17 protein-coding genes are annotated in these 18422 nt (G+C 59.8%); 9 read left to right on the plus strand and 8 right to left on the minus strand.

Going from position 1 to position 18422, the window contains the following annotated elements:
• Nucleotides 1-2 precede the first annotated feature (2 nt).
• Both rsgA and aroA read right to left on the minus strand, forming a co-directional pair.
• Entirely contained in the window at nucleotides 3-1037 is a 1035-nt protein-coding gene (rsgA, locus tag ACLI1T_RS03025; RefSeq protein ID WP_411702996.1) for a ribosome small subunit-dependent GTPase A, read from the minus strand.
• Nucleotides 1030-2331 (minus strand): 3-phosphoshikimate 1-carboxyvinyltransferase, encoded by a 1302-nt coding sequence (gene aroA, locus ACLI1T_RS03030; RefSeq protein ID WP_411702997.1) that lies wholly within the window; start codon nucleotides 2329-2331, stop codon nucleotides 1030-1032. Before aroA ends, rsgA begins: the two co-directional genes overlap by 8 nt.
• On the opposite strand from aroA, the gene ACLI1T_RS03035 reads away from it, so the two are divergent.
• Nucleotides 2330-2977, plus strand: a complete 648-nt coding sequence (locus tag ACLI1T_RS03035; RefSeq protein ID WP_411702998.1) for an SOS response-associated peptidase — start codon at nucleotides 2330-2332, stop codon at nucleotides 2975-2977. The genes aroA and ACLI1T_RS03035 overlap by 2 nt on opposite strands.
• Here the strand turns inward: ACLI1T_RS03035 and ybaK are convergent.
• On the minus strand, nucleotides 2963-3466 hold the full coding sequence (gene ybaK / locus ACLI1T_RS03040) for a Cys-tRNA(Pro) deacylase (protein ID WP_411702999.1): 504 nt from the start codon (nucleotides 3464-3466) through the stop codon (nucleotides 2963-2965). The genes ACLI1T_RS03035 and ybaK overlap by 15 nt on opposite strands.
• A 36-nt stretch (nucleotides 3467-3502) precedes the next feature.
• Here ybaK and ACLI1T_RS03045 point away from each other — a divergent pair, with 36 nt between their 5' ends.
• Nucleotides 3503-4105 (plus strand): sigma-70 family RNA polymerase sigma factor, encoded by a 603-nt coding sequence (locus ACLI1T_RS03045; RefSeq protein ID WP_005277540.1) that lies wholly within the window; start codon nucleotides 3503-3505, stop codon nucleotides 4103-4105.
• Nucleotides 4105-4377, plus strand: a complete 273-nt coding sequence (locus tag ACLI1T_RS03050) for an anti-sigma factor (RefSeq protein ID WP_349887162.1) — start codon at nucleotides 4105-4107, stop codon at nucleotides 4375-4377. The genes ACLI1T_RS03045 and ACLI1T_RS03050 overlap by 1 nt, the downstream gene beginning before the upstream one ends.
• 356 nt (nucleotides 4378-4733) lie before the next feature.
• Here the strand turns inward: ACLI1T_RS03050 and ACLI1T_RS03055 are convergent, their stop codons facing one another.
• The 3 genes from ACLI1T_RS03055 to ACLI1T_RS03065 all read right to left on the minus strand — a co-directional run bounded on the left by ACLI1T_RS03055 (nucleotide 4734) and on the right by ACLI1T_RS03065 (nucleotide 6353).
• A complete protein-coding gene (locus ACLI1T_RS03055) occupies nucleotides 4734-5183 on the minus strand; it encodes a hypothetical protein (RefSeq protein WP_411703000.1) in 450 nt (149 codons plus the stop codon).
• Nucleotides 5184-5913: 730 nt separating this feature from the next.
• Nucleotides 5914-5988, minus strand: coding sequence for a 50S ribosomal protein bL37 (locus ACLI1T_RS03060; protein ID WP_369707509.1), 75 nt, complete (start codon nucleotides 5986-5988; stop codon nucleotides 5914-5916).
• Between the two features lie 104 nt (nucleotides 5989-6092).
• Entirely contained in the window at nucleotides 6093-6353 is a 261-nt protein-coding gene (locus ACLI1T_RS03065; RefSeq protein WP_005277545.1) for a WhiB family transcriptional regulator, read from the minus strand.
• Between the two features lie 517 nt (nucleotides 6354-6870).
• On the opposite strand from ACLI1T_RS03065, the gene ACLI1T_RS03070 reads away from it, so the two are divergent.
• Nucleotides 6871-7350 (plus strand): hypothetical protein, encoded by a 480-nt coding sequence (locus tag ACLI1T_RS03070; protein WP_034659662.1) that lies wholly within the window; start codon nucleotides 6871-6873, stop codon nucleotides 7348-7350.
• A gap of 36 nt (nucleotides 7351-7386) precedes the next feature.
• Here ACLI1T_RS03070 and ACLI1T_RS03075 read toward each other — a convergent pair whose 3' ends face one another.
• Both ACLI1T_RS03075 and ACLI1T_RS03080 read right to left on the minus strand, forming a co-directional pair.
• Nucleotides 7387-8625 (minus strand): hypothetical protein, encoded by a 1239-nt coding sequence (locus ACLI1T_RS03075; RefSeq protein WP_411703001.1) that lies wholly within the window; start codon nucleotides 8623-8625, stop codon nucleotides 7387-7389.
• Nucleotides 8622-9968, minus strand: a complete 1347-nt coding sequence (locus ACLI1T_RS03080; protein WP_023025665.1) for a DEAD/DEAH box helicase — start codon at nucleotides 9966-9968, stop codon at nucleotides 8622-8624. Before ACLI1T_RS03080 ends, ACLI1T_RS03075 begins: the two co-directional genes overlap by 4 nt.
• A gap of 73 nt (nucleotides 9969-10041) precedes the next feature.
• On the opposite strand from ACLI1T_RS03080, the gene ACLI1T_RS03085 reads away from it, so the two are divergent.
• The 5 genes from ACLI1T_RS03085 to ACLI1T_RS03105 all read left to right on the plus strand — a co-directional run bounded on the left by ACLI1T_RS03085 (nucleotide 10042) and on the right by ACLI1T_RS03105 (nucleotide 18394).
• Nucleotides 10042-10266, plus strand: a complete 225-nt coding sequence (locus ACLI1T_RS03085; protein ID WP_023025669.1) for a DUF3107 domain-containing protein — start codon at nucleotides 10042-10044, stop codon at nucleotides 10264-10266.
• Between the two features lie 66 nt (nucleotides 10267-10332).
• Complete coding sequence (locus ACLI1T_RS03090) at nucleotides 10333-11283, plus strand: DUF3152 domain-containing protein (RefSeq protein WP_051138424.1); 951 nt, start codon at nucleotides 10333-10335, stop codon at nucleotides 11281-11283.
• A 10-nt stretch (nucleotides 11284-11293) separates the two neighbouring features.
• Entirely contained in the window at nucleotides 11294-12082 is a 789-nt protein-coding gene (locus ACLI1T_RS03095; protein WP_023025673.1) for a hypothetical protein, read from the plus strand.
• A gap of 32 nt (nucleotides 12083-12114) precedes the next feature.
• A complete protein-coding gene (locus tag ACLI1T_RS03100) occupies nucleotides 12115-15222 on the plus strand; it encodes an ATP-dependent helicase (RefSeq protein WP_198010524.1) in 3108 nt (1035 codons plus the stop codon).
• Nucleotides 15215-18394 (plus strand): ATP-dependent helicase, encoded by a 3180-nt coding sequence (locus tag ACLI1T_RS03105; RefSeq protein ID WP_023025677.1) that lies wholly within the window; start codon nucleotides 15215-15217, stop codon nucleotides 18392-18394. Before ACLI1T_RS03100 ends, ACLI1T_RS03105 begins: the two co-directional genes overlap by 8 nt.
• Nucleotides 18395-18422 lie beyond the last annotated feature (28 nt).

The raw sequence follows: 18422 nt of genomic DNA on the forward strand, positions 1-18422 counted from the left end.
CGCTAGTTTTCCCACTCCACGTTGGAGCGCAGGGCTTGCAGCAGCCCGCGTACCGCATCGCGACGGCGGGCGGTAGCGGTGCCCTCGGGAATGATTTCTGGATCATCGAGCCCGCATTCCGGATCCGCCGGCGGCCCCGCGTGCGTACAGCCACGCGGACACTCCTCAATAGCCGCGGCGAGGTCCTCGAAGACTCCAAGGACGTTATCCGCGTCCACGTGCGCCAGCCCAAAGGAACGAATGCCCGGGGTATCGATGATCCAGCCGCCCTGAGATTCGGTTCCTGTAGCGTCGGTGGGCAAGGGGAGGGCCACCGATTGCGTCGAGGTATGCCGGCCCTTGCCGATACCCGATACTTCCCCCGTTTCCCTTTCCGCTTCTGGAACCAGCCGGTTGACCAGCGTGGACTTGCCCACCCCGGAATGCCCGATGAGCGCGGTAATGTGGCCATCCACCTGCGCGCGCACGGCATCTAGGCCATCCTCGACTCCGGCTTCGACCACCGTGACGTCTAGGTCGGCGAATTCTTCTGCAAACGGCGTCGGGTCCGCGAGATCCGTCTTGGTCAGGCACAGGATGGGGTGCAGGTTGCCCACGAATGCGGCAATCAAGGCACGCTCGACAAAGCCGGAACGCGGGGGAGGGTCTGCCACGGCAGAAACGATCAGCAATTGATCGGCATTGGCCACGACAATGCGCTCATACGGATCCGTGTCATCGGCGGTGCGACGCAGCACGGAGGTGCGATCCGCGAGCTTGACGATGCGCGCCAGCGTGTCCTTGGCACCAGAGGTATCACCAACCACGCCGACGCGGTCACCGACCTCGATGGCGGTGCGGCCCAGCTCGCGGGCGCGCATGGCGGTGACTTGGGGGCCATCGTCAAGCGCAACGCCCCACCGCCCGCGGTCCTTGGTGATTACCATGCCGTATTTGGCATTTTTGTGCTTGGGCCGATCCTTGGTGCGCGGGCGCGAGCCCTTGCCGGGGCGCACGCGCACATCAGATTCATCAAAGGAACCGAAACGTCTAGCCATGTAAATCCTGTTGGTCGGGGTGCAGCATCGTCTCCCACATGCGGGCGAAACCGGGCAGTGTCTTGGAGGTAGTGGAAATATCCTCAATCTGGATATCAGGGACTTTCAAACCCAGAATGGCGCCGGCGGTGGCCATGCGGTGATCGGCATAGCACGGCCAATCGCCGCCGTGGAGTTCGGCGGGTTCGATCACTAGGCCATCGTCAAGCTCGGTGACCCTGCCGCCCAGCGCATTGATATTCGCTGTGAGCGCCTGCAAGCGGTCGGTCTCGTGGCCGTGCAGGTGGGCAATGCCCGTAAGCCGCGACGGCGTTTCCGCAAGCGCGCACAGGGCCGCAACGGTGGGGGTGAGCTCCCCGATATCGCCCATGTTGCGCTCGATGCCCTGCAGCTTTCCCGCCGGGTTGCCCGCTGCGGTCACGCTATTGTGCTCTTGGGTTACCATCACGCCCATATCCAGCAGGATCTGGCGGATGGCATCGCCTGGCTGGGTGGTATTTGCCGGCCAGTTCTTGATGGTCAAGCGCCCGCCGGTTACCGCCGCGGCGGCGAGGAATGGCGTGGCATTGGAGAGATCCGGCTCAATGAACCATTCGCGACCGGCGATGGGGCCGGGGTGCACCGTCCACGTAGTGCCATCCGAATCCACGCGCACGCCCGCCTGGCGCAGCATGCCCACCGTCATTTCCACGTGCGGCATGGATGGCAGCTGGCCGCCCTCGTGGGTGAGTTGGATGCCCTGGGAAAAGCGCGCCCCGCTGAGCAGCAGGCCGGAGACGAATTGGGAAGAACCAGAAGCATCGATGGTAACTTTCCCGCCTTCTGGCACGCCTGTGGAAGATACCGTAAAGGGCAGGCTATCGCCTTCCACCTTAACGCCAAGGCTGCGCAGCGCATCCAGCGTGGTGGACATGGGGCGGTTATAAGCCTGCTTATCGCCATCGACGTGTACGGGGCCATCCGCCAGCGCCGCGACCGGTGGCACAAAGCGCATCACCGTGCCGGCAAGCCCGCAATCCACCGTGGCACCGTGCAGCTTTCCCGGCTGGACGTGGATATCGGCCCCCTCATGGGTGAAGCGAACCCCCATGGCGCTTAGCGTATCCTCCATCAGCTGCGTATCGCGCGAGACCAGCGGGGCGTGCAGGATAGACGGAGAATTAGCCAACGCGGCCAAGATGAAGGCGCGATTGGTAATCGATTTCGATCCAGGCACCTGGTGTTCCCCCGTAACGGGGCTGGTAGCCAGCGGGGCGGTCCAAGGTTGAGACATAGTGTCCATAATAGAGGCCATGTGCGGAAGATTCGTTCTTTTTACCGAGTCCCTCCTCGATGAGGTGGGAAACCTCCCGGGTGTCCGGGAAGTCCACGCCCCACAAGGCACGCCAGGGCCGCGATATAATATTGCCCCCACCCAGCCCATTCCCATCGTGCGCGTGCGCGACGAGCTAGCGGAAGTCGATCCCGCGCGGTGGGCGCTTTTGCCGCAGTGGAAAAAAGACCTAGATGGACCGCCGCTTTTTAATGCCCGGGCGGAAACGGTGGCGAGCAAGCCATCTTTTCGCACCGCATTTAAATCCCAGCGCTGCCTTATCCCCATGAACGGCTATTACGAGTGGCACAAGGATGGCTCCACCAAGACGCCGTATTACGTCCATCCAGATCAGGGCCTGCTGTGGGCCGCGGGGCTTTGGGATACCGGGTTGGACCGACTCTCTGCCACCATCGTGACTACTGCGGCTACCGAAGAGATGGAGTGGCTGCACCACCGGTTGCCGCGATTTTTGGCACCGGAAGAGATGCGCACCTGGCTCGATGGCAGCGCCGACGAAGCCACGGAGCTGCTAGCCCCCACGGGCCTGCGGGGATTTGAGTACCGCGCAGTTGATAAGGCCGTGGGGAGTGTTTCCAATGACTACCCGGAGCTACTCAGCCAGTAGATCAGCAAAGCCGGCCCCACACAGTTGCGCGAGGTCTTCTGCATTGAGCTCGATATCTAAGCCGCGGCGGCCGCCGGAGATAAAGACAGTATCGAAAAGCACTGCAGACTCCTCGATCGCGGTGGGGAGCGCATTCTTTTGGCCGAGCGGAGAAATGCCGCCATGTACATACCCGGAGGATTTCTCGGCATCGTGAACCTGCGCCATGGTGGCCTTAGGCACCCCTAGGGCAGCGGCCGCCTTCTTGAGGCTTAAATGGTGCGTGGTAGGAATCACGCATACCGCCAGCTCGCGGCGAGGGCCCTTGCCCGCGGTGAGATCAATAATGAGCGTTTTTAGTACGCGCTCCGGTTCTACGTCTAAAGCCGCCGCGGCGTGGTCACCAAAGTGATCCTTGCCCGCCTCAAAAGTGGAAACGGAGTGCTTGACTTCGGCATCCTCGATGACTCTCAGGGCTGGGGTAGCGGCATGCGGGGACTTTTTCGGCATATAGGAATTTTAGCGTGAGACGTTAGGATAGATTGTGTGGTTAAAGAAACAGTGAGCGAAAAGGAGCTGCAGCGCCGCTTCGAAAAGGAAGCGCTCCCGCTGCTCGATCAGCTCTATGGCGGCGCGCTGCGCATGACGCGAAACCCGCAAGACGCGGAAGACTTGGTGCAAGAGACCTATCTGAAGGCCTATAAGTCCTTCCATTCCTTTAAGCAGGGAACGAACCTGAAGGCATGGCTTTATCGCATCATGACCAATAACTACATCAACTCTTATCGCAAGGCGAAGCGGCGCCCTACCGAGTCTTCTGCCGATGATCTGAGTGATTTTCAGCTCTATACCACCGCAGGCCACGATTCCACCGGGTTGGAATCCGCCGAGGTGGCAGCGCTTAAAGAGATGCCAGATAGGTCCATCTCGCAGGCCATTAATGACCTGCCGGAGGACTACCGGATGGTGGTCTACTACTCCGATGTGGAGGGCTTAGCGTACAAGGAAATCGCCGAAATCATGGATACTCCATTGGGAACGGTGATGTCCCGCCTACACCGTGGAAGAAAAATGCTCCGGAAGGCGTTGAAGGACGTAGCACGTGAACAAGGAATTGGATTAGAACACCCGGACATGGAGGACAAGTAATGGAAGGCGCAACCGGAAAGAACTGTGGTGCGTGCAGCTCCACTGAGGTACACAACCTATTTTGCGAGCTTCTCGATGAATCCACGACCTACGCACGCGCTTTAGCCATCCGCGAGCACATTGCCCAGTGTGATTATTGCCAGCAACGCCTAGAGCGCGAAGAGCTCGTCCGCTCTCTCGTGCGCAATTGCTGTGCCGGCCAAGCTAAGGCACCGCAATCGTTGCGCCGCCGCATTTCGGTAGAAATTACGGAGATCGAATCCCGCGGGTAAGAAGCGCCCTTCAGAGCTGCGAACGTCTCGCAACAAAAGTCGGGACAGTTCGTACTGCCGTGTTTTCTCATCCAGTTCAGAAGCATACGTACAAACCGTCAGGCGCCCTCTGCCGAAGCGGTGCTGTAGAAAAAATTTTTCCATAGGATCGCACTCGCAGCGGTTAACCCGAGAGTCAAACCCTCCCCACACGCCCTGGGGCGTAATGCGAGTGGATAGGCAAATAGTAGGGGCCTAACCCTGACGTGCATACTTTCTGGGGTCGTGTCCGGCCCCGACTGGTAAATACGCATCCTGCGAATAGTTGAAGAACGGGTTCTATTGTTTGGGCTGGTACCTATCTGGTGGTAGCAGTGCTAGTTTTTCTGAACTCGCTGGCGGTAGTAATCACGATTGTCTTCTTGCATGTGAGCAAATTCCATAAGCACTCCCGGCCAGATGGGATACGTATCGATAAGGTTCTCTGCGATGTTTAGCAACGGTGAAAATGCGATCTCGCCCCATCTGATGCCTATACCTACTCTTTCGGAGTAGGCCGTGCTACTTAAGGGGCCAAGTGCCCACTGACTCCCTGACATCGCATTCATCCATGTGCCGTTGATGGCGAGGATGCGGGATACTTTCTCTTCATAGCTGTGTTTAGAGTTTAAGATTTCGAGTACGATCTCGAAGGGAAACTCTTTTGTGCCATCGGTGACCTGCTTGCGCTGAAGAGGCGTCAACTCTGCAAGTGTCGTGGGGACTGTTGTTGAAAGGAAGTCTTCCAGCCTATTTCCGAATTGTTGATGATATCCGTCAAACCACATTAGGTTCCTTTCGGGTTATGCAGGGCGTATAATCCAAGCCCCTGATCCTTTATTTAAAGTTCTGTCGAAAAGCAGGTTGCGGATCTAGCCCAGTACCCAGTTTTGCTGTCTTCTTAGACGATCGAGTCTATTCCAGCATTCACTTTTCTCCCAGGAAGATTTCGTTGTTGTGTTCTGAGGATTCAAGATTCGGCTCTGTGGAGTGGATCAGAGACGTTGTCGAAGTGAAGAAGGCGAGAATCGCTGCCCCGAGGATAATTATGCGCCTAGATCGGTGTCTGGTGTCAGCAAGATTTAGCATGTCTCTACTCCATCAATTTTGGCGTAGTGAGGGCGATGTTTGTGCGGGTTCCGGCTGCTACCAGTTTGCACGGTGAGTTTCGGGCAAGTCCTGCATACTCGTCGTCCAGTGTCATTCGCTTTGAGGGGGTAGTTGAGGCGAACAGTTTACGGACGATGGGCACCCATATGTAACAAGGGCCATCATCGCCGATCGCTATACCTGCTTAGGGAAGCCGGCAAAAGGAAACCACGAAATGAGTTCAATTAGTGCACTTCGGGGGAAGTTGTGACCGATGCCCCCGATACGGACCAGTAGTACCAAACCAAAATAAGCGCCCTGGTCGCTATTACTCCGAGAGTCGGATTTCTAATAGAAAGATTAAAAACCCGGCCATACGAGTTCTTAAGGTGAACTGGTACGAACCGGGCTTTTAATATGTGCTGTACGTTATGCGCCAGGACGCTTGCCGTGATTAGCGGCCTTCTTGCGGCGATCCTTGCGCTTGCGACCACGCTTGCTCATTGCGCACTCCTTCGTTGAGGGTTTCTGAACTTTATTCAACTGTAGCGGCTAAGGGCGCCGAAACGAAAATTGGGGTGAGTGTTAGGTTCCCCGGGTCCGCGCTATTAGGCGGACACGCGGGAGCGGCCGCGGCCGCGATTGCGGCGACGCTTGAGGGCGCGGCGCTCCTCTTCAGACAGGCCGCCCCAGACGCCGGCGTCGAGGCCGGACTCGAGTGCCCAGTTGAGGCAGGAAGAAGCAACGGGGCAGCGGTTGCAGACCAGCTTGGCCTTAGCGATCTGGGTAAGGGCAGGACCGGAGTTACCTACTGGGAAGAACAGCTCTGGGTCTTCGTCGCGGCAAACGGCTTCGTGGCGCCAATCCATGATTGATATCTCCTAACAAATTTTTGACAGCAGTAAATACGAGCGCAATCCGTGCGAGGCAGGAAAGCACCTTGATTTTTAGGTGGTGTGTGAACTGGTCTGCTAGCAGTGGGGCCCGGTCTCGAGGTCGGGCCAGCGTCGCCGCCGCCTATGGTTCACGGTGTTGTTACCTGAAGTTTCCTCCAGGTTAAGAAGAGGTTTACGCCCTCTTTCTTTTTGCTACTAGAGAATCATGACATGTTTACCCGATCGCCGCTAGGGGTACGGGCTAAATTGTGGTTAACATCACGTAAATAGGCGCGGTGTGGGGGCCATAAATGCCAAAATCAAATTTTAAAGAATCCTGTGAGAATCGCTGTGAGCTGCAGCTATAGGTGCTATGCGGTGAGTGTGGTGAGGAAGAGACCGTCAAATCTCCCAGTTCATCCCCCTGCCCCCGCGCTACTGCAGGCAACATCGAGGCCCCGCCGTGGGTGGCACAGAAAAAATCCGCGCCGCATTAGTAGACTGGGGATTTGTGTCTAAGCAGAACAAACGCCAGGTAAATAAGCAGCAGCGAGATAAGTCGGCAGCGCCAGCGGCAGCACCGGATAGTGCCCCGCAGTCGGTGCTTATAGGCGCAGGCATTGCCACGGTGCAATCCATCGCGGTTATTTGTTTTGGTATTTTCCTCATCGTGCGCGAAGCGGTGGGCGCGGAAAATGACTCGATGGTTTCTGATTCCGGATCGGGAAGCTTTGTGGGGCTTGGCACCGCCATCTTTATCTTCATCGTCTTTGGCTTCGTCATCGCAGGCGCCTGGGCCATGGTGAAAGGAAAGCGATGGGGAAGAGGCGCCGTGGTCCTCGTAGAGCTCATCCTAGGCGCGAGCGCGTTTCAAATGTATAGCGGTGGATCCCCGGTGCTGGGAACTATCACCCTGTTAAGCGCGGTCGCGGTGCTTTATCTCTTGATGTTTAGGCGCGAGTCCTCGGAGTGGGCCGCCTCGAATTTCTAAGGGACCATTCGCGCGGGAGGCGCGAGTGGCACTCGCTTAGTCGCTGCTGAGGCCAACCACGGTATCGCCCCGGGTTTCTACAATGGTCTCGCCCGCCAACGTGAGGTGGACAGGACCACGGTAGCCGCCGCGGTCGACGGCAATTTCGCGCAGTACCTTCCCGGTAGACCAGTCCACCACAGCTATGCCCTTTTCGGTGGGCATCAGCATGCGCCCAGCCACTGAGATTGGGGTGCCGATGGCGCCGTCAATGACGTGATCGACCCGCAAATCACTGGGGGTTAAAAGGTAGAGGCGTTTCCCGTCAAACCACGTCATGTGGTGCGGGAGATCCGCTATGGCTGGGGCGAAAGGGCTTGTACCGGATTCGATGGCGGCGGAAGGCTTTACGGGAGTAGAAGAAAGCTTTTCGCCCTGGTTGTTATAAGACTCGATGTGGGGTTCTGGGCCGGGGATATAGACTGCGGCGGCGTCCTGGCCCACCGCGATAAGCCGCGCCCCATCGCGGGACAAGGAGACATCGGCGTCCATTTCCGGTTCCCGGGAATCCTCCGGGGTGGTGGCTTGAAACCTTAACCAGGTGGTATGTGGGTCCTCCGGGCACGATTCCGTCAGCGCCAGGTTCTCAGTACGCGTCAGCGCCGAAGAAATGGTGCAATCCTCGTGCGGTTGTTTCTGCGATTCTTGCTTGGCTTCCACTTCGCCGTATTCCACGGTGCGCACGAGATCGGAGCGCCACAGATCGATTCGCCCGGCAGAAACGGTACCTACCCGGTCATTGGATTGCACGGGTACAACTTCCGGGGAATTGATAGCGCTGCGGGTGGAGGCATATTCACCCGTCGCTGCTTCAATGGCAACGGTATCCCCGCAGCCCACGCCCGTGCGATAGGTAGCAACCACCTTGCCCCACGCAGTCGATAGCGAGCAAAGCTCAGCATCGCTGCGGGTGTAGGTCCAGGCTGTGGAGCCATCGGCATTAGTGGCGGTAAGCACATCGCCATCATGGCTAATGCTCAAGCCGTGGGCGGAAATGGCGCGGTATTGGCCGGGCACGGCTTGGTTGGGCAGGCTATAGGCGGGGGTGAGCGAGGAGGGGACATCGGCAAGCACGGCCGCATCGCCTTTCCCAGGAACCGCCTCTTGGTGCAGGTCCGCTTGGTGGATATTGGCGGTGGCGACTGCGCCGCCCACCGCAATGGCGCAGACAGCGCCGATGATGCCGGTAGCCTTCCAATCCGCTGCGGTAGCCCGCAAGATGGGGGCCTTAGTCATCGGCGCCCTCCTCGAGGCTTGCCATTACCGCGCCGAGACCGGGACCGAGACTGGGAACGTGGCTTGGGCTGTGCCGCGGACCGTTTACGCGCCGGAAGCTGGCCAATCACGCTGGTGGTCGGCCCCACCTTTTCCTGCACGCCTGCGGGGATGGAAAGCGCCTGGGCAAGCTCCGGGGAGGTGGAAAACCACTGCGGCGGCTCGGGGGTATCAAGCCCTAGTTCATCGTTGATGACCTGCCATTTTTCTAGCTCATCGTAGCCCACCAGGGTGACGGCGGTGCCGGTGTGCCCAGCGCGGCCGGTGCGCCCGATGCGGTGGATAAACGTCATGGGATCATCGGGAACCTGGTAGTTGATGACATGGGTGACATCATCGACATCGATGCCGCGGGCGGCGATATCGGTGGCGACGAGAATATCTACCTCGCCCGAGCGGAAGGCCTGCAGGGACGCCTCCCGGGACTTTTGGCCCAAGTCACCGTGCACGGCGCCGACGTGGAAACCGCGCGCAGCAAGGTCATCGGCCAATTGCGCGGCGGAGCGCTTGGTGCGGGTAAAGATGATGCTGCGACCCCGGCCTTGGGCCTGTAGGATATGCGCGATGACCGGCACCTTATCCATGCGGTGGGCCTGGAAGGTGACCTTGCGGGTGGTTTCGTGCGTGACCTCATCCGCCTCCGATTCGGCCCGGATGTGTACGGGCTTATTCATGAACTGCCGCGATAAGTTCAAAATGGCGCCTGGCATGGTGGCAGAAAACAGCATTGTCTGGTGCGCGTTGCCATCGAGCGCTTCCAAAATGGCCTCTATGGAGGGCAAAAAGCCTAGGTCCAGCATCTCATCGGCCTCATCGAGTACCACGATGGCAACTTGGCGCAGAACCAGATCGCCGCGCTCGTGCAGGTCGAGCAGGCGGCCTGGCGTTCCGATGACCACATCAACGCCGCGCTGGAGGAGCTTAATCTGCTCCTCGTAGGGGCGCCCGCCGTAGATAGAGGCGAGGCGGACCGGCAGGTGCGCGGCCGCGTCCTGCAAATCCGCGGTGACCTGTTGGGCAAGCTCGCGGGTGGGAACGACGATGAGCGCCCGCGGCGTCCCATCCAGTGGGGCAATATCCGCGTCATCAAAAACGCGATCGAGCAGCGGCACGCCAAAGCCAAAGGTCTTGCCCATGCCGGTGCGCGCCTGGCCAATGAGGTCTTGGCCATTGAGCGCAATGGGCAGGGTTAATTCCTGGATTGCAAAGGTTCGCGCGATGCCACGGTCAGCGAGCCCATCGCAGATTTCGGCGGCCACGCCGAGTTCCGCGAAGGTCGGTGGCTGGGGTTTTATGACAGACACACCTTGATAGTAGCCGGGATGGTTATAGTGGGGCCATTGGCATGTAAAACTCTAGTTAGAGGAGGATAATTTTATGGATATCAAGTTTGGTTTTGCAGATACCCCGCGCGAGCTGATCATTAGCACCAGTGGTGAGCAGGCGGAGCTAACGCAAAAGATTAATAGCGCCCTGGCAGAAAACTCCACGTTGGAGCTAGAAGATGACAAGGGCCGCAAGTACCTCGTGCGCACTGAGCGTGTGGTGTACGTCGAGGTTGGTGCCGCTAAGAAGCAGTCCGTCGGATTCGCCGGCGCCTAAGCTTGGGGCGTTCTAAAGGTTTGCTAATTCAGTTTTTGAATAGACAACCGGGTACCCTCAATGCCTATGGAAAGTAGGCAGAATCGCAAGGCTCAGCAGAGCCATGGGCGAATTCCGGATCACCCGAACCCGGTGGTCCGGTTCGCCCGCCGGTACGGCTGGTGGCGTGTGGTGGCTATCCCCGTGATGGTGCTGCTTACCGTCTGGGTGATTGTGGATATCGCGTCTGGCTCTTCGGCCGATGACAACGGCGATGCATCCAGCGCGGAAACCACCGCAGCCACTCCTACCCACGAGGATCTCACGGGCCCCGACCCCGCGAATGCGGAGGCGGTAGAGCGCGAGATCAGTGAGATGCCCCCTGGAAGTGACTTCACCAAAAAGGGCAAGGGCACTTTCCACGGAATCGGCCGCCCCGGCGCTGTAGCCGGCGAGGGTGGCGAGAAAAAGGTGCGCTATTCCATCGAGGTGGAAGATGGGCTCAATACCGCTCCCTATGGCGGAGATGATGCCTTTGCCGCAATGGTGGAGGCAACCCTTGCGGATCCACGCGGGTGGACCGCCCAAGGCGACTTCGAATTCGAGCACGTCGCCTCCGCAGACGATCCCGATACCCGCATCCAGCTGACCTCTCTGACCACGGCCGCTGAGCGTTGTGGCGAGAAGATCGAGACGGAAACCTCCTGCCACACCAAGTTTACCGGCGAATCCACCACCATCATTAATGAAGCGCGGTGGGTGCGCGGGGCCACGCCCTTTGAGGGCGATTTGGGCAATTACCGCCAGTACGTCATCAACCACGAATTGGGCCATGCCATTGGCTATGCCTCCCACCAGCAGTGCGGCGGCGAGGGCAAATTGGCCCCAGTGATGATGCAGCAGACGCTGAGTTTGAACAATAAGCAATTGCATGACCGCAATCCCAAGGAGGTCTATCCTGATGAGGATGTGACCTGCGAGCCTAACCCGTGGCCATATCCCAATCCGGAGCAAAGGGATCCCCACCAACCCCAATAAGGAGTACTGGATGCCGCTTCCCCCAGAGCATGTTTTAAGCGCCTTCCACGCAGAAACCGGTGCGACTGGGTCGCGCCGGGCCCAAGGCGATCAGCTGGGCCCAGTATGGGATAACGGCATCAAGGTGGGCGACGTGGTTTACTCCCAGGCCGGCCCCTTCGCGGCATGGTCTGCCAAGGTGCGCGAAAAACTAAGCGTGCCGGGCGCGCGGGTATCGCGGCCGGTTCTCGCGAGCGACGGCCGCCACACCGCCGCCGGATGGAAGGCGACGCAGTTCCTTCCCGGCGAGGTCGCCGGGCGCATCGATGAAGCAGCGCAGACGGCCTTGCGCTTGGACGATGCCATGGCCAATGCGCCTGCGCCGCCGAGCACGCACCGCGATGATGCCTTCGCCCGCGCGGAGCGCACCGCCTGGGCGGAGACGGGGGAGGCCTACGATAAGGCCGCGCTTGCTGATGTCCCCTTGGTCACCGCCCATACCGCCCTGCTGACCACCACGGTCTTTTATGGGGCGCACCCACCAGGGATTGTGGATATCGTGCCAAGCCAATCCGCGCGCCCGGCCGGGTGGAGCGCCGCGCTCGTGATCGTGGATGGTTTGATCGCGCAAGTGGTAGATGATGATATCTGCCAGCGGTTTGGCCACGTGCCGGGCATGCAAGAGCTTTTGCTGCGGGCGGTGTCTTACCGCCGTCATATCAATGATCTTAATCCACGGTCGCGCTCGAATGTGCGTTCTAATATTGAGAGGGTGGAACAGTTTCTTGTGTCTAGGGGATCTGCGATACTGGGGCGGTGAGTTACAATCCCCATTCCACCGCCCGCGCGGGAGTGGTCTTACCGCCGTCGCCACAGGTACGACTCATCGCCCGCACCCCGTCCGCACATGCCCGTTCCTGGCCCGTTGAACTGCCGGAGACCGGTACCTGGAAGGTAACCGGCACCGCCGGAACCGGCGTATCCAGTTTTCTTATCGATACTGTCATTCATGCCCTCGACCGCGCTCAGGTCACGGGGGCAGATCCCTCTGGCATCCTCGTTGTCGCTGCCTCCAAGGAATCCGGCGCTCGCCTGCGCCGCGAGCTTTCGGAGCGCCTCGAAGATTATGCGGCGCAATCTTCCATGGTCCGCTCCATCCACTCCTTGGCCTTCGCCCTCTTGCGCAGCGCCAGCGACGAGGAATTGCGCCTTATCACCGGCGCGGAACAAGACGCCGTTATCCGGGAATTGCTAGAAGGCCACGCTGAATCCGGCCACGGCGAATGGCCGGAGGAAGTTCGCCCCGCCTTAGAGTATGTAGGTTTTGCCCGCCAATTGCGCGATTTTCTTTTGCGCTCCATCGAACGCGGCCTCAGCCCCGCGGATCTGGAAAACCTTGGCGCCAAGTACGGCCGTGGAATGTGGAGCGCGGCCGGTACATTCCTGCGCGAATACGAACGCGTCCAAGCCCTGTCCGGGGCGCATTCTTATTCCGCGGCAGAGCTAGTCAACCAAGTCTTGCTGCGCCCAGAACTTACGAATTCGCACCCGTGGCACACCATCGTGGTCGATGATGCCCAGCTATTGGATCCCACCGCAGGCAAGCTCATATCCCGCTTGGCCCCGGATGCACAATTGCTGGTCATAGGCGGCGATGCAGATCAATCCGTCTTTGCCTTCCGCGGTGCCAACTCGCAGTTCCTTGAGGAATTTCCCGTGGAACACTCCGTCGAGCTTTCACATCCGCACCGCAGCGGCTCCCCGGCCTGCATTTCCATCGTGGATTCTGAGGGCCGCCTGCGCGATGTGGTGGCCGATACCGTGCGTCGCCGGCATTTGGACGATGGCGTGCAGTGGCGCGATATCGCCGTCATCGTGCGCTCGACGGCGGATATTGGCCAGATGCGCCGCACCTTGCTGGCCGCCGGGGTACCCGTGCATATCAGCCCGACCGATGTCATTTTGGCAGAACAGCGCCTAGTATCTGCCATGCTCCTTGCCCTGCGCGCCTTGGAAGAAGACCTCAGCAATGCGGAACTCGAGGAGTTGCTTACCGGGCCGGTGGGAGGGGCGGATCCCGTCACCTTGCGTCGCCTGATTCGTGGCCTGCGCCGGTGGGCGCCCGATACACGCGGAATGGATAGCCTGCGCGAGCTCTTGCAGGGCGAGCTGCCGGACTTCAACGGGCAACTGACAGAACGCGAATTTTCCATCTTGGAGCGTGTGCGCGCGGTACTTGCCGCGGGCCGGCAGGCTGTACAAGCCCAAGCTTCCGTGGAAGAGGTCTTGTGGGAAGTATGGAGCGCCACCGAGCTGGACATGCGCCTGCAGGCATCAGCTTTGCGCGGCGGAGCCACCGGCTCACAGGCGGACCGTGACCTCGATGCCATGATGGCACTGTTTGATGCCGCCGGTGATTACTCTGAGCGCCGCCCCGGTTCCTCGCTGCAGTCCTTTTTAACCCACATCACCGAACAAGAACTCCCCACCGGCGTGCGTGACCGCCGCACCGCCACCCCGCAGGCCGTGGAGATCATCACCGCCCACGGTGCCGTCGGCCGCGAATGGGACACCGTCATCGTCGCCGGAGCCCAAGAAGGCGCGTGGCCCTCGCTGGGGGAGACCGGATCCATTTTTGGCCAAGAAGATCTCATCGATCTCCTAGACCGCGATATTGACCCCGATACCCCCGTCAGTCACATTGCCTCCCGTCTGGCAGAAGAGCGCCGACTCTTCCACGTTGCCACCACGCGCCACCGAAACCGGTTGCTGATCGCCGCGGTGGAAAACCCCAATGAGGACGCCTTTGCAGAGCCCTCCCGCTTCATCTCGGAATTTGCGGGGCGCGGAGTTGATGTGCCGGGGACGAAGGCGCGCCGGGAAGCCAGCCGCGCCTTGCGCGCCGCCCAATTTCCCCGCGAGCTGGGTTTGGACGTTCCCGAGCCAGCACCCGTGTCCCTGCGCGATGGGCTCGAGGTCGATCCCCTCGACGTGGCGGTGCTTTCTGTGCCCTCCTTTGTGGCGCAATTGCGCCGCGTGGTCACGAACCCAGATGCCGGCGAAGTGGAGCGGCGTCAGGCAGCCCGGCAGCTGGCGCGTTTAGCACAGGCGGGAATCCCAGGCGCCCATCCAGATCAATGGTTCTCCGCACGCTCTGTGGCATCGCATACGCCGCTGCGCGGCAGCAAGAGCCTTTCGCCGTCCCGGGTCGAAGCCCTGCTTAACTGCCCGCTCAAGGCGATTGTGGGAAACCTCGCTGAAGATCCCAGCGGTGCCGAGCACCTCCTGCGCGGCACCATGGCCCACTCCTTCTTGGAGGCCATCGGCCGCGGCATGGATGCGGAAAAGGCCCGCCTGCTCGTCATGGAGGCCTATGAGCTCATCCTGGACGTTCCGCAGTGGCAACTACAGAGCAAGTTGGAAGAATTCTCCCGCCTGTTAGAGCGCACGCAGCAATGGGCACAGCAGTCCGAGGTTAAAAATGAACTCGCCGGGGTGGAAGTACCCGTCTACGTCGAGGTCGCCCCGGATATTCGGGTAGGTGGATTCATGGACCGCTTGATGCAGGATGGAGACGGAAATTACCTGGTCGTGGACCTCAAGACCGGCAAATCTGCAGCGACGCAGGCAGAGGCAGAAGAAAACCGTCAGCTAATGACCTACCAATTGGCCTTGTCCCGGGGCAGCTTCGACGGGCAACGCGTGCGCGATGGCGAAGGTATGCCGCGCGCGGGCGGGGTGCTTGTTTATCCCGGAAAAGATTCCAGCAAAATTACCACCCGCACTCAGAGTCAGCTCACCGCGGAGGCGCTGGAAGAGTTTTCCACATTACTGCCACCCCTGGCAGCGGAACTGCGCGGTCCGCAACTGACCGCGCGCACCAATAAGGATTGCGATAAGTGCCCCATTCGTACCATCTGCCCAGTGCAGGAGGAAGGAAAGATGACCATCCATGCCTAAGCAGGATTTTTTCCCGGAACAAATAGCGAAAGCACTGGGCAAGGACTACCCACCCACTGAGGAACAAGCCCACGTCATCGAGGGTCCTTTTGGCCCCAAGCTTGTGGTGGCCGGCGCGGGTGCCGGTAAGACGGAAACCATGGCCTCCCGCGTGGTCTATTTGGTAGCCAATGGCTACGTGCGCCCAGAGGAAGTGCTGGGGCTGACCTTTACGCGCAAGGCGGCGCAGCAGCTAGAACAGCGCATTCGCCGCCAGCTCATTCAGCTGCGCGATTCCGGCCTCATCGTTCCCGGCAGCCCCGCAGCGGAGGCACTTAACAATATCGCGCCCACCGTGGCCACCTATGACTCTTATGCCGGCGAGCTCGTGCGTGAATACGGCCTTTTGGTCCCAGTAGAGCCCTCAGCGCGAATCATCACGGAGGCAGAGCGCTTCGCTATTGCCTACGACGTGGTGAAAAACTACGGCGGCAAATTATCGGATGAAAAGACCTTGGGTTCCATTACGGAAGTCCTGCTCAAGATCACCTCCGATATGGACAATTCCTTGAAGGATCCGGATGATATCGCCGAATTCGCACGGGATTTCCGCGCCGATATAGACAACCTGGAAAAGGCCCCGAGGACGAAGGGCGAGTATTCCAAGGACCTGCAGAAGTACATCAATGTCCAGGATCTACGCGTGCAGTACGTGCCTTTGATCGAGGAACTCAAGCGCACGCAGGCAGAGCAGCAGGTCATCACTTTTGGCGAGCAGATGTCTGTGGCAGCGCGCCTTGCGCAAGAGCACCCGGCGGTGGGCAAGCAACAGGCGCAGCGCTACCGCGTGGTCATGCTGGATGAATATCAAGATACGTCTTATGCCCAGCGCGTACTCCTGCGCAGCCTCTTTGGTGGGGAACACAAGGACATTTCCGTGACCGCGGTGGGCGATCCCATGCAGGCCATTTATGGCTGGCGCGGGGCTACCTCAGAAAACCTCACCGCGTTTGTGGAGGATTTCCCGCAAGCCGATGGCACGCCTGCTCCCAAGGATCAGCTCACTACCTCGTGGCGCAACCCGTCGGGTGCCTTGGAGCTGGCCAACTCGGTGGCGGCCGGGGTCTTTGGGGGCGGCCCGCGGCCCGTCGATGAGCTGCACGCGGCCCCGCACAAGGGCGAAGGCGAGATTGAGCTGGCCTATTTCGCCAGCGAAGACGAGGAACACGAGTTTATTGCACAGAAATTAAGGCAGCAGTGGGATGCGCGCGAGGGCGAAGGCTTTTGCGCAGCGGTGCTGGTGCGTACCAACCGGCAAACCGCGGCCATTGCAGCAGCCTTGGATGCCGTCGATGTCCCCAATGAAATCAATGGCCTGGGGGGACTGCTGTGGCAACCGGAAATCCAGGACCTCGTAGCGCTGGCGACCATGCTGGTGCGGCCGGAAGACGCGCAAGCGGCCCTCCGCATTTTCGCCGGGCCCATTTGCGGGCTGGGAATGGGCGATATTCAAGCCCTTGCCGCGCGCCAAAAGAACCTGGCGGGGGCAAAACAAGAGCGCCTGCAGTGGGAAGAGGGCATGGATCCAGAGGAATACCTGCGCGCCCAATTAGAGCAACTTACGGCCGAAGGCCCAGACCAGACGGTGGGGCTTGCCGATGCCCTGGCAGATCTCGGCGAGCGCGATCGCTATACCCCGCAGGGCTTGGCGCGTATGGAAGAGGTATCTGCCAAGCTGCGCTACCTGCGCACCTACTGCCTGTCTAAGCCTTTAAGCGATCTCTTCGCAGACATTGAGGCCATCTTCAATATCCGTACCGAGGTTCTTGCCCGCGGCAGCGCTGGCGGAGCCACACACCTAGATAAATTCGCTGATATCGTCGCGGGCTTCCACGGAGACTCCTTGTATGCGCTCCTAGATTATTTGGAGCTAGCCCGCGAGCATGAAGATGGCCTTGGGCTTGGGGAGGTTCCAGCTTCCACGGATCGCGTACAAATCATGACCGCGCATAAGGCCAAAGGCTTGGAGTGGGAGCATGTCTATGTGGTGCACGCGGATTCTTCGAGTTATAAGGCCCAAGCAGAGACCTTTTTGACCAAGATCGAAAAGGTGCCCGGTGAAGATGACTACATTGAAGTTTCGCCAGATGCGGTCAATCGCTCCGAATTCGAAAAGGCCTGCAAGGCATTCCTGGATGATGACCGCGCGCATAACGCGGAGGAGGCAGCCCGCCTCTTTTATGTGGCCTTGACCAGAACCGAGTCCACGCTGACCGTTACCGGCTCCGGCACGAATAACCGGACGGGCAAGGCTAAGAAGGGCCCGTACGAGTACCTCGAAAGGCTAAAAGAAACCTTCCCCCAGTACGTAGGGGAGTGGACGGTGCCCGAAGAGCCGGTGGACACCTCGGCACATGCGGCAGAAAGCGGGCTCTTCCCAGCCCTTGAAGCCGATCCGGATTCCCTAGCCGGCGCGGATGCGGTGCTAGCCGCCATGGAGGACCTTCCTGAGTTAAGCCACGGCGAGACCTTCGAGCTGTGGGAACAGGATGCGGGCGCGCTCATTGAGGAATACAAGTCCCTGCAGCAACCGGTTGTGGATGTGGAACTTCCCAGTGAACTTACCGCTTCTGACATGGTGGCCTTGGGCAGCGATCCGCTACAGTTTGCGCGCCGGCAACGCCGCCCGGTGCCGTTTAAGCCCAATTCCTATGCCAAGCGAGGCACCGCCTTCCACGCGTGGTTGGAAGAGCGCTTTGGCAGCCCCGCGCTGCTAGGGGAAGAGGAATTGCCGGGCATCGATGAGCCGGAGGACTTCGACCTAGAAGAGCTCAAGGAATCCTTCTTGAACTCCGAGTGGGCGCAGCGCCAGCCGGACTTTGTGGAGGCGCCGTTTGAAATCACCATCGGCAGCGCGGTGGTGCGCGGGCGAATGGATGCCGTCTTCCGCTTGGCAGATGGTACCTGGATGGTGGTGGATTGGAAGACTGGTCGGCCGCCGAAGGGTGCGGCCATGGACGCGGCGAAGATTCAGTTGGCGGTCTATGCCGAAGCCTGGCGGCGCATCCACGGTGGCGATAAAATCCGCGCGGCTTTCCATTACGTTCACGATGGTTATACTTTTGAGCCAGATACTTTAGCCCAAGGCGAGGAGCTACGTAGCCTGCTTGAATCGTCAGTAGCAGGCCATTAAGGCTAAGGTATGGGGACGGAACGCGGAC

The sequence above is a fragment of the Corynebacterium tuingiense genome (assembly GCF_046718165.1).
Classification (GTDB): Bacteria; Actinomycetota; Actinomycetes; order Mycobacteriales; family Mycobacteriaceae; genus Corynebacterium.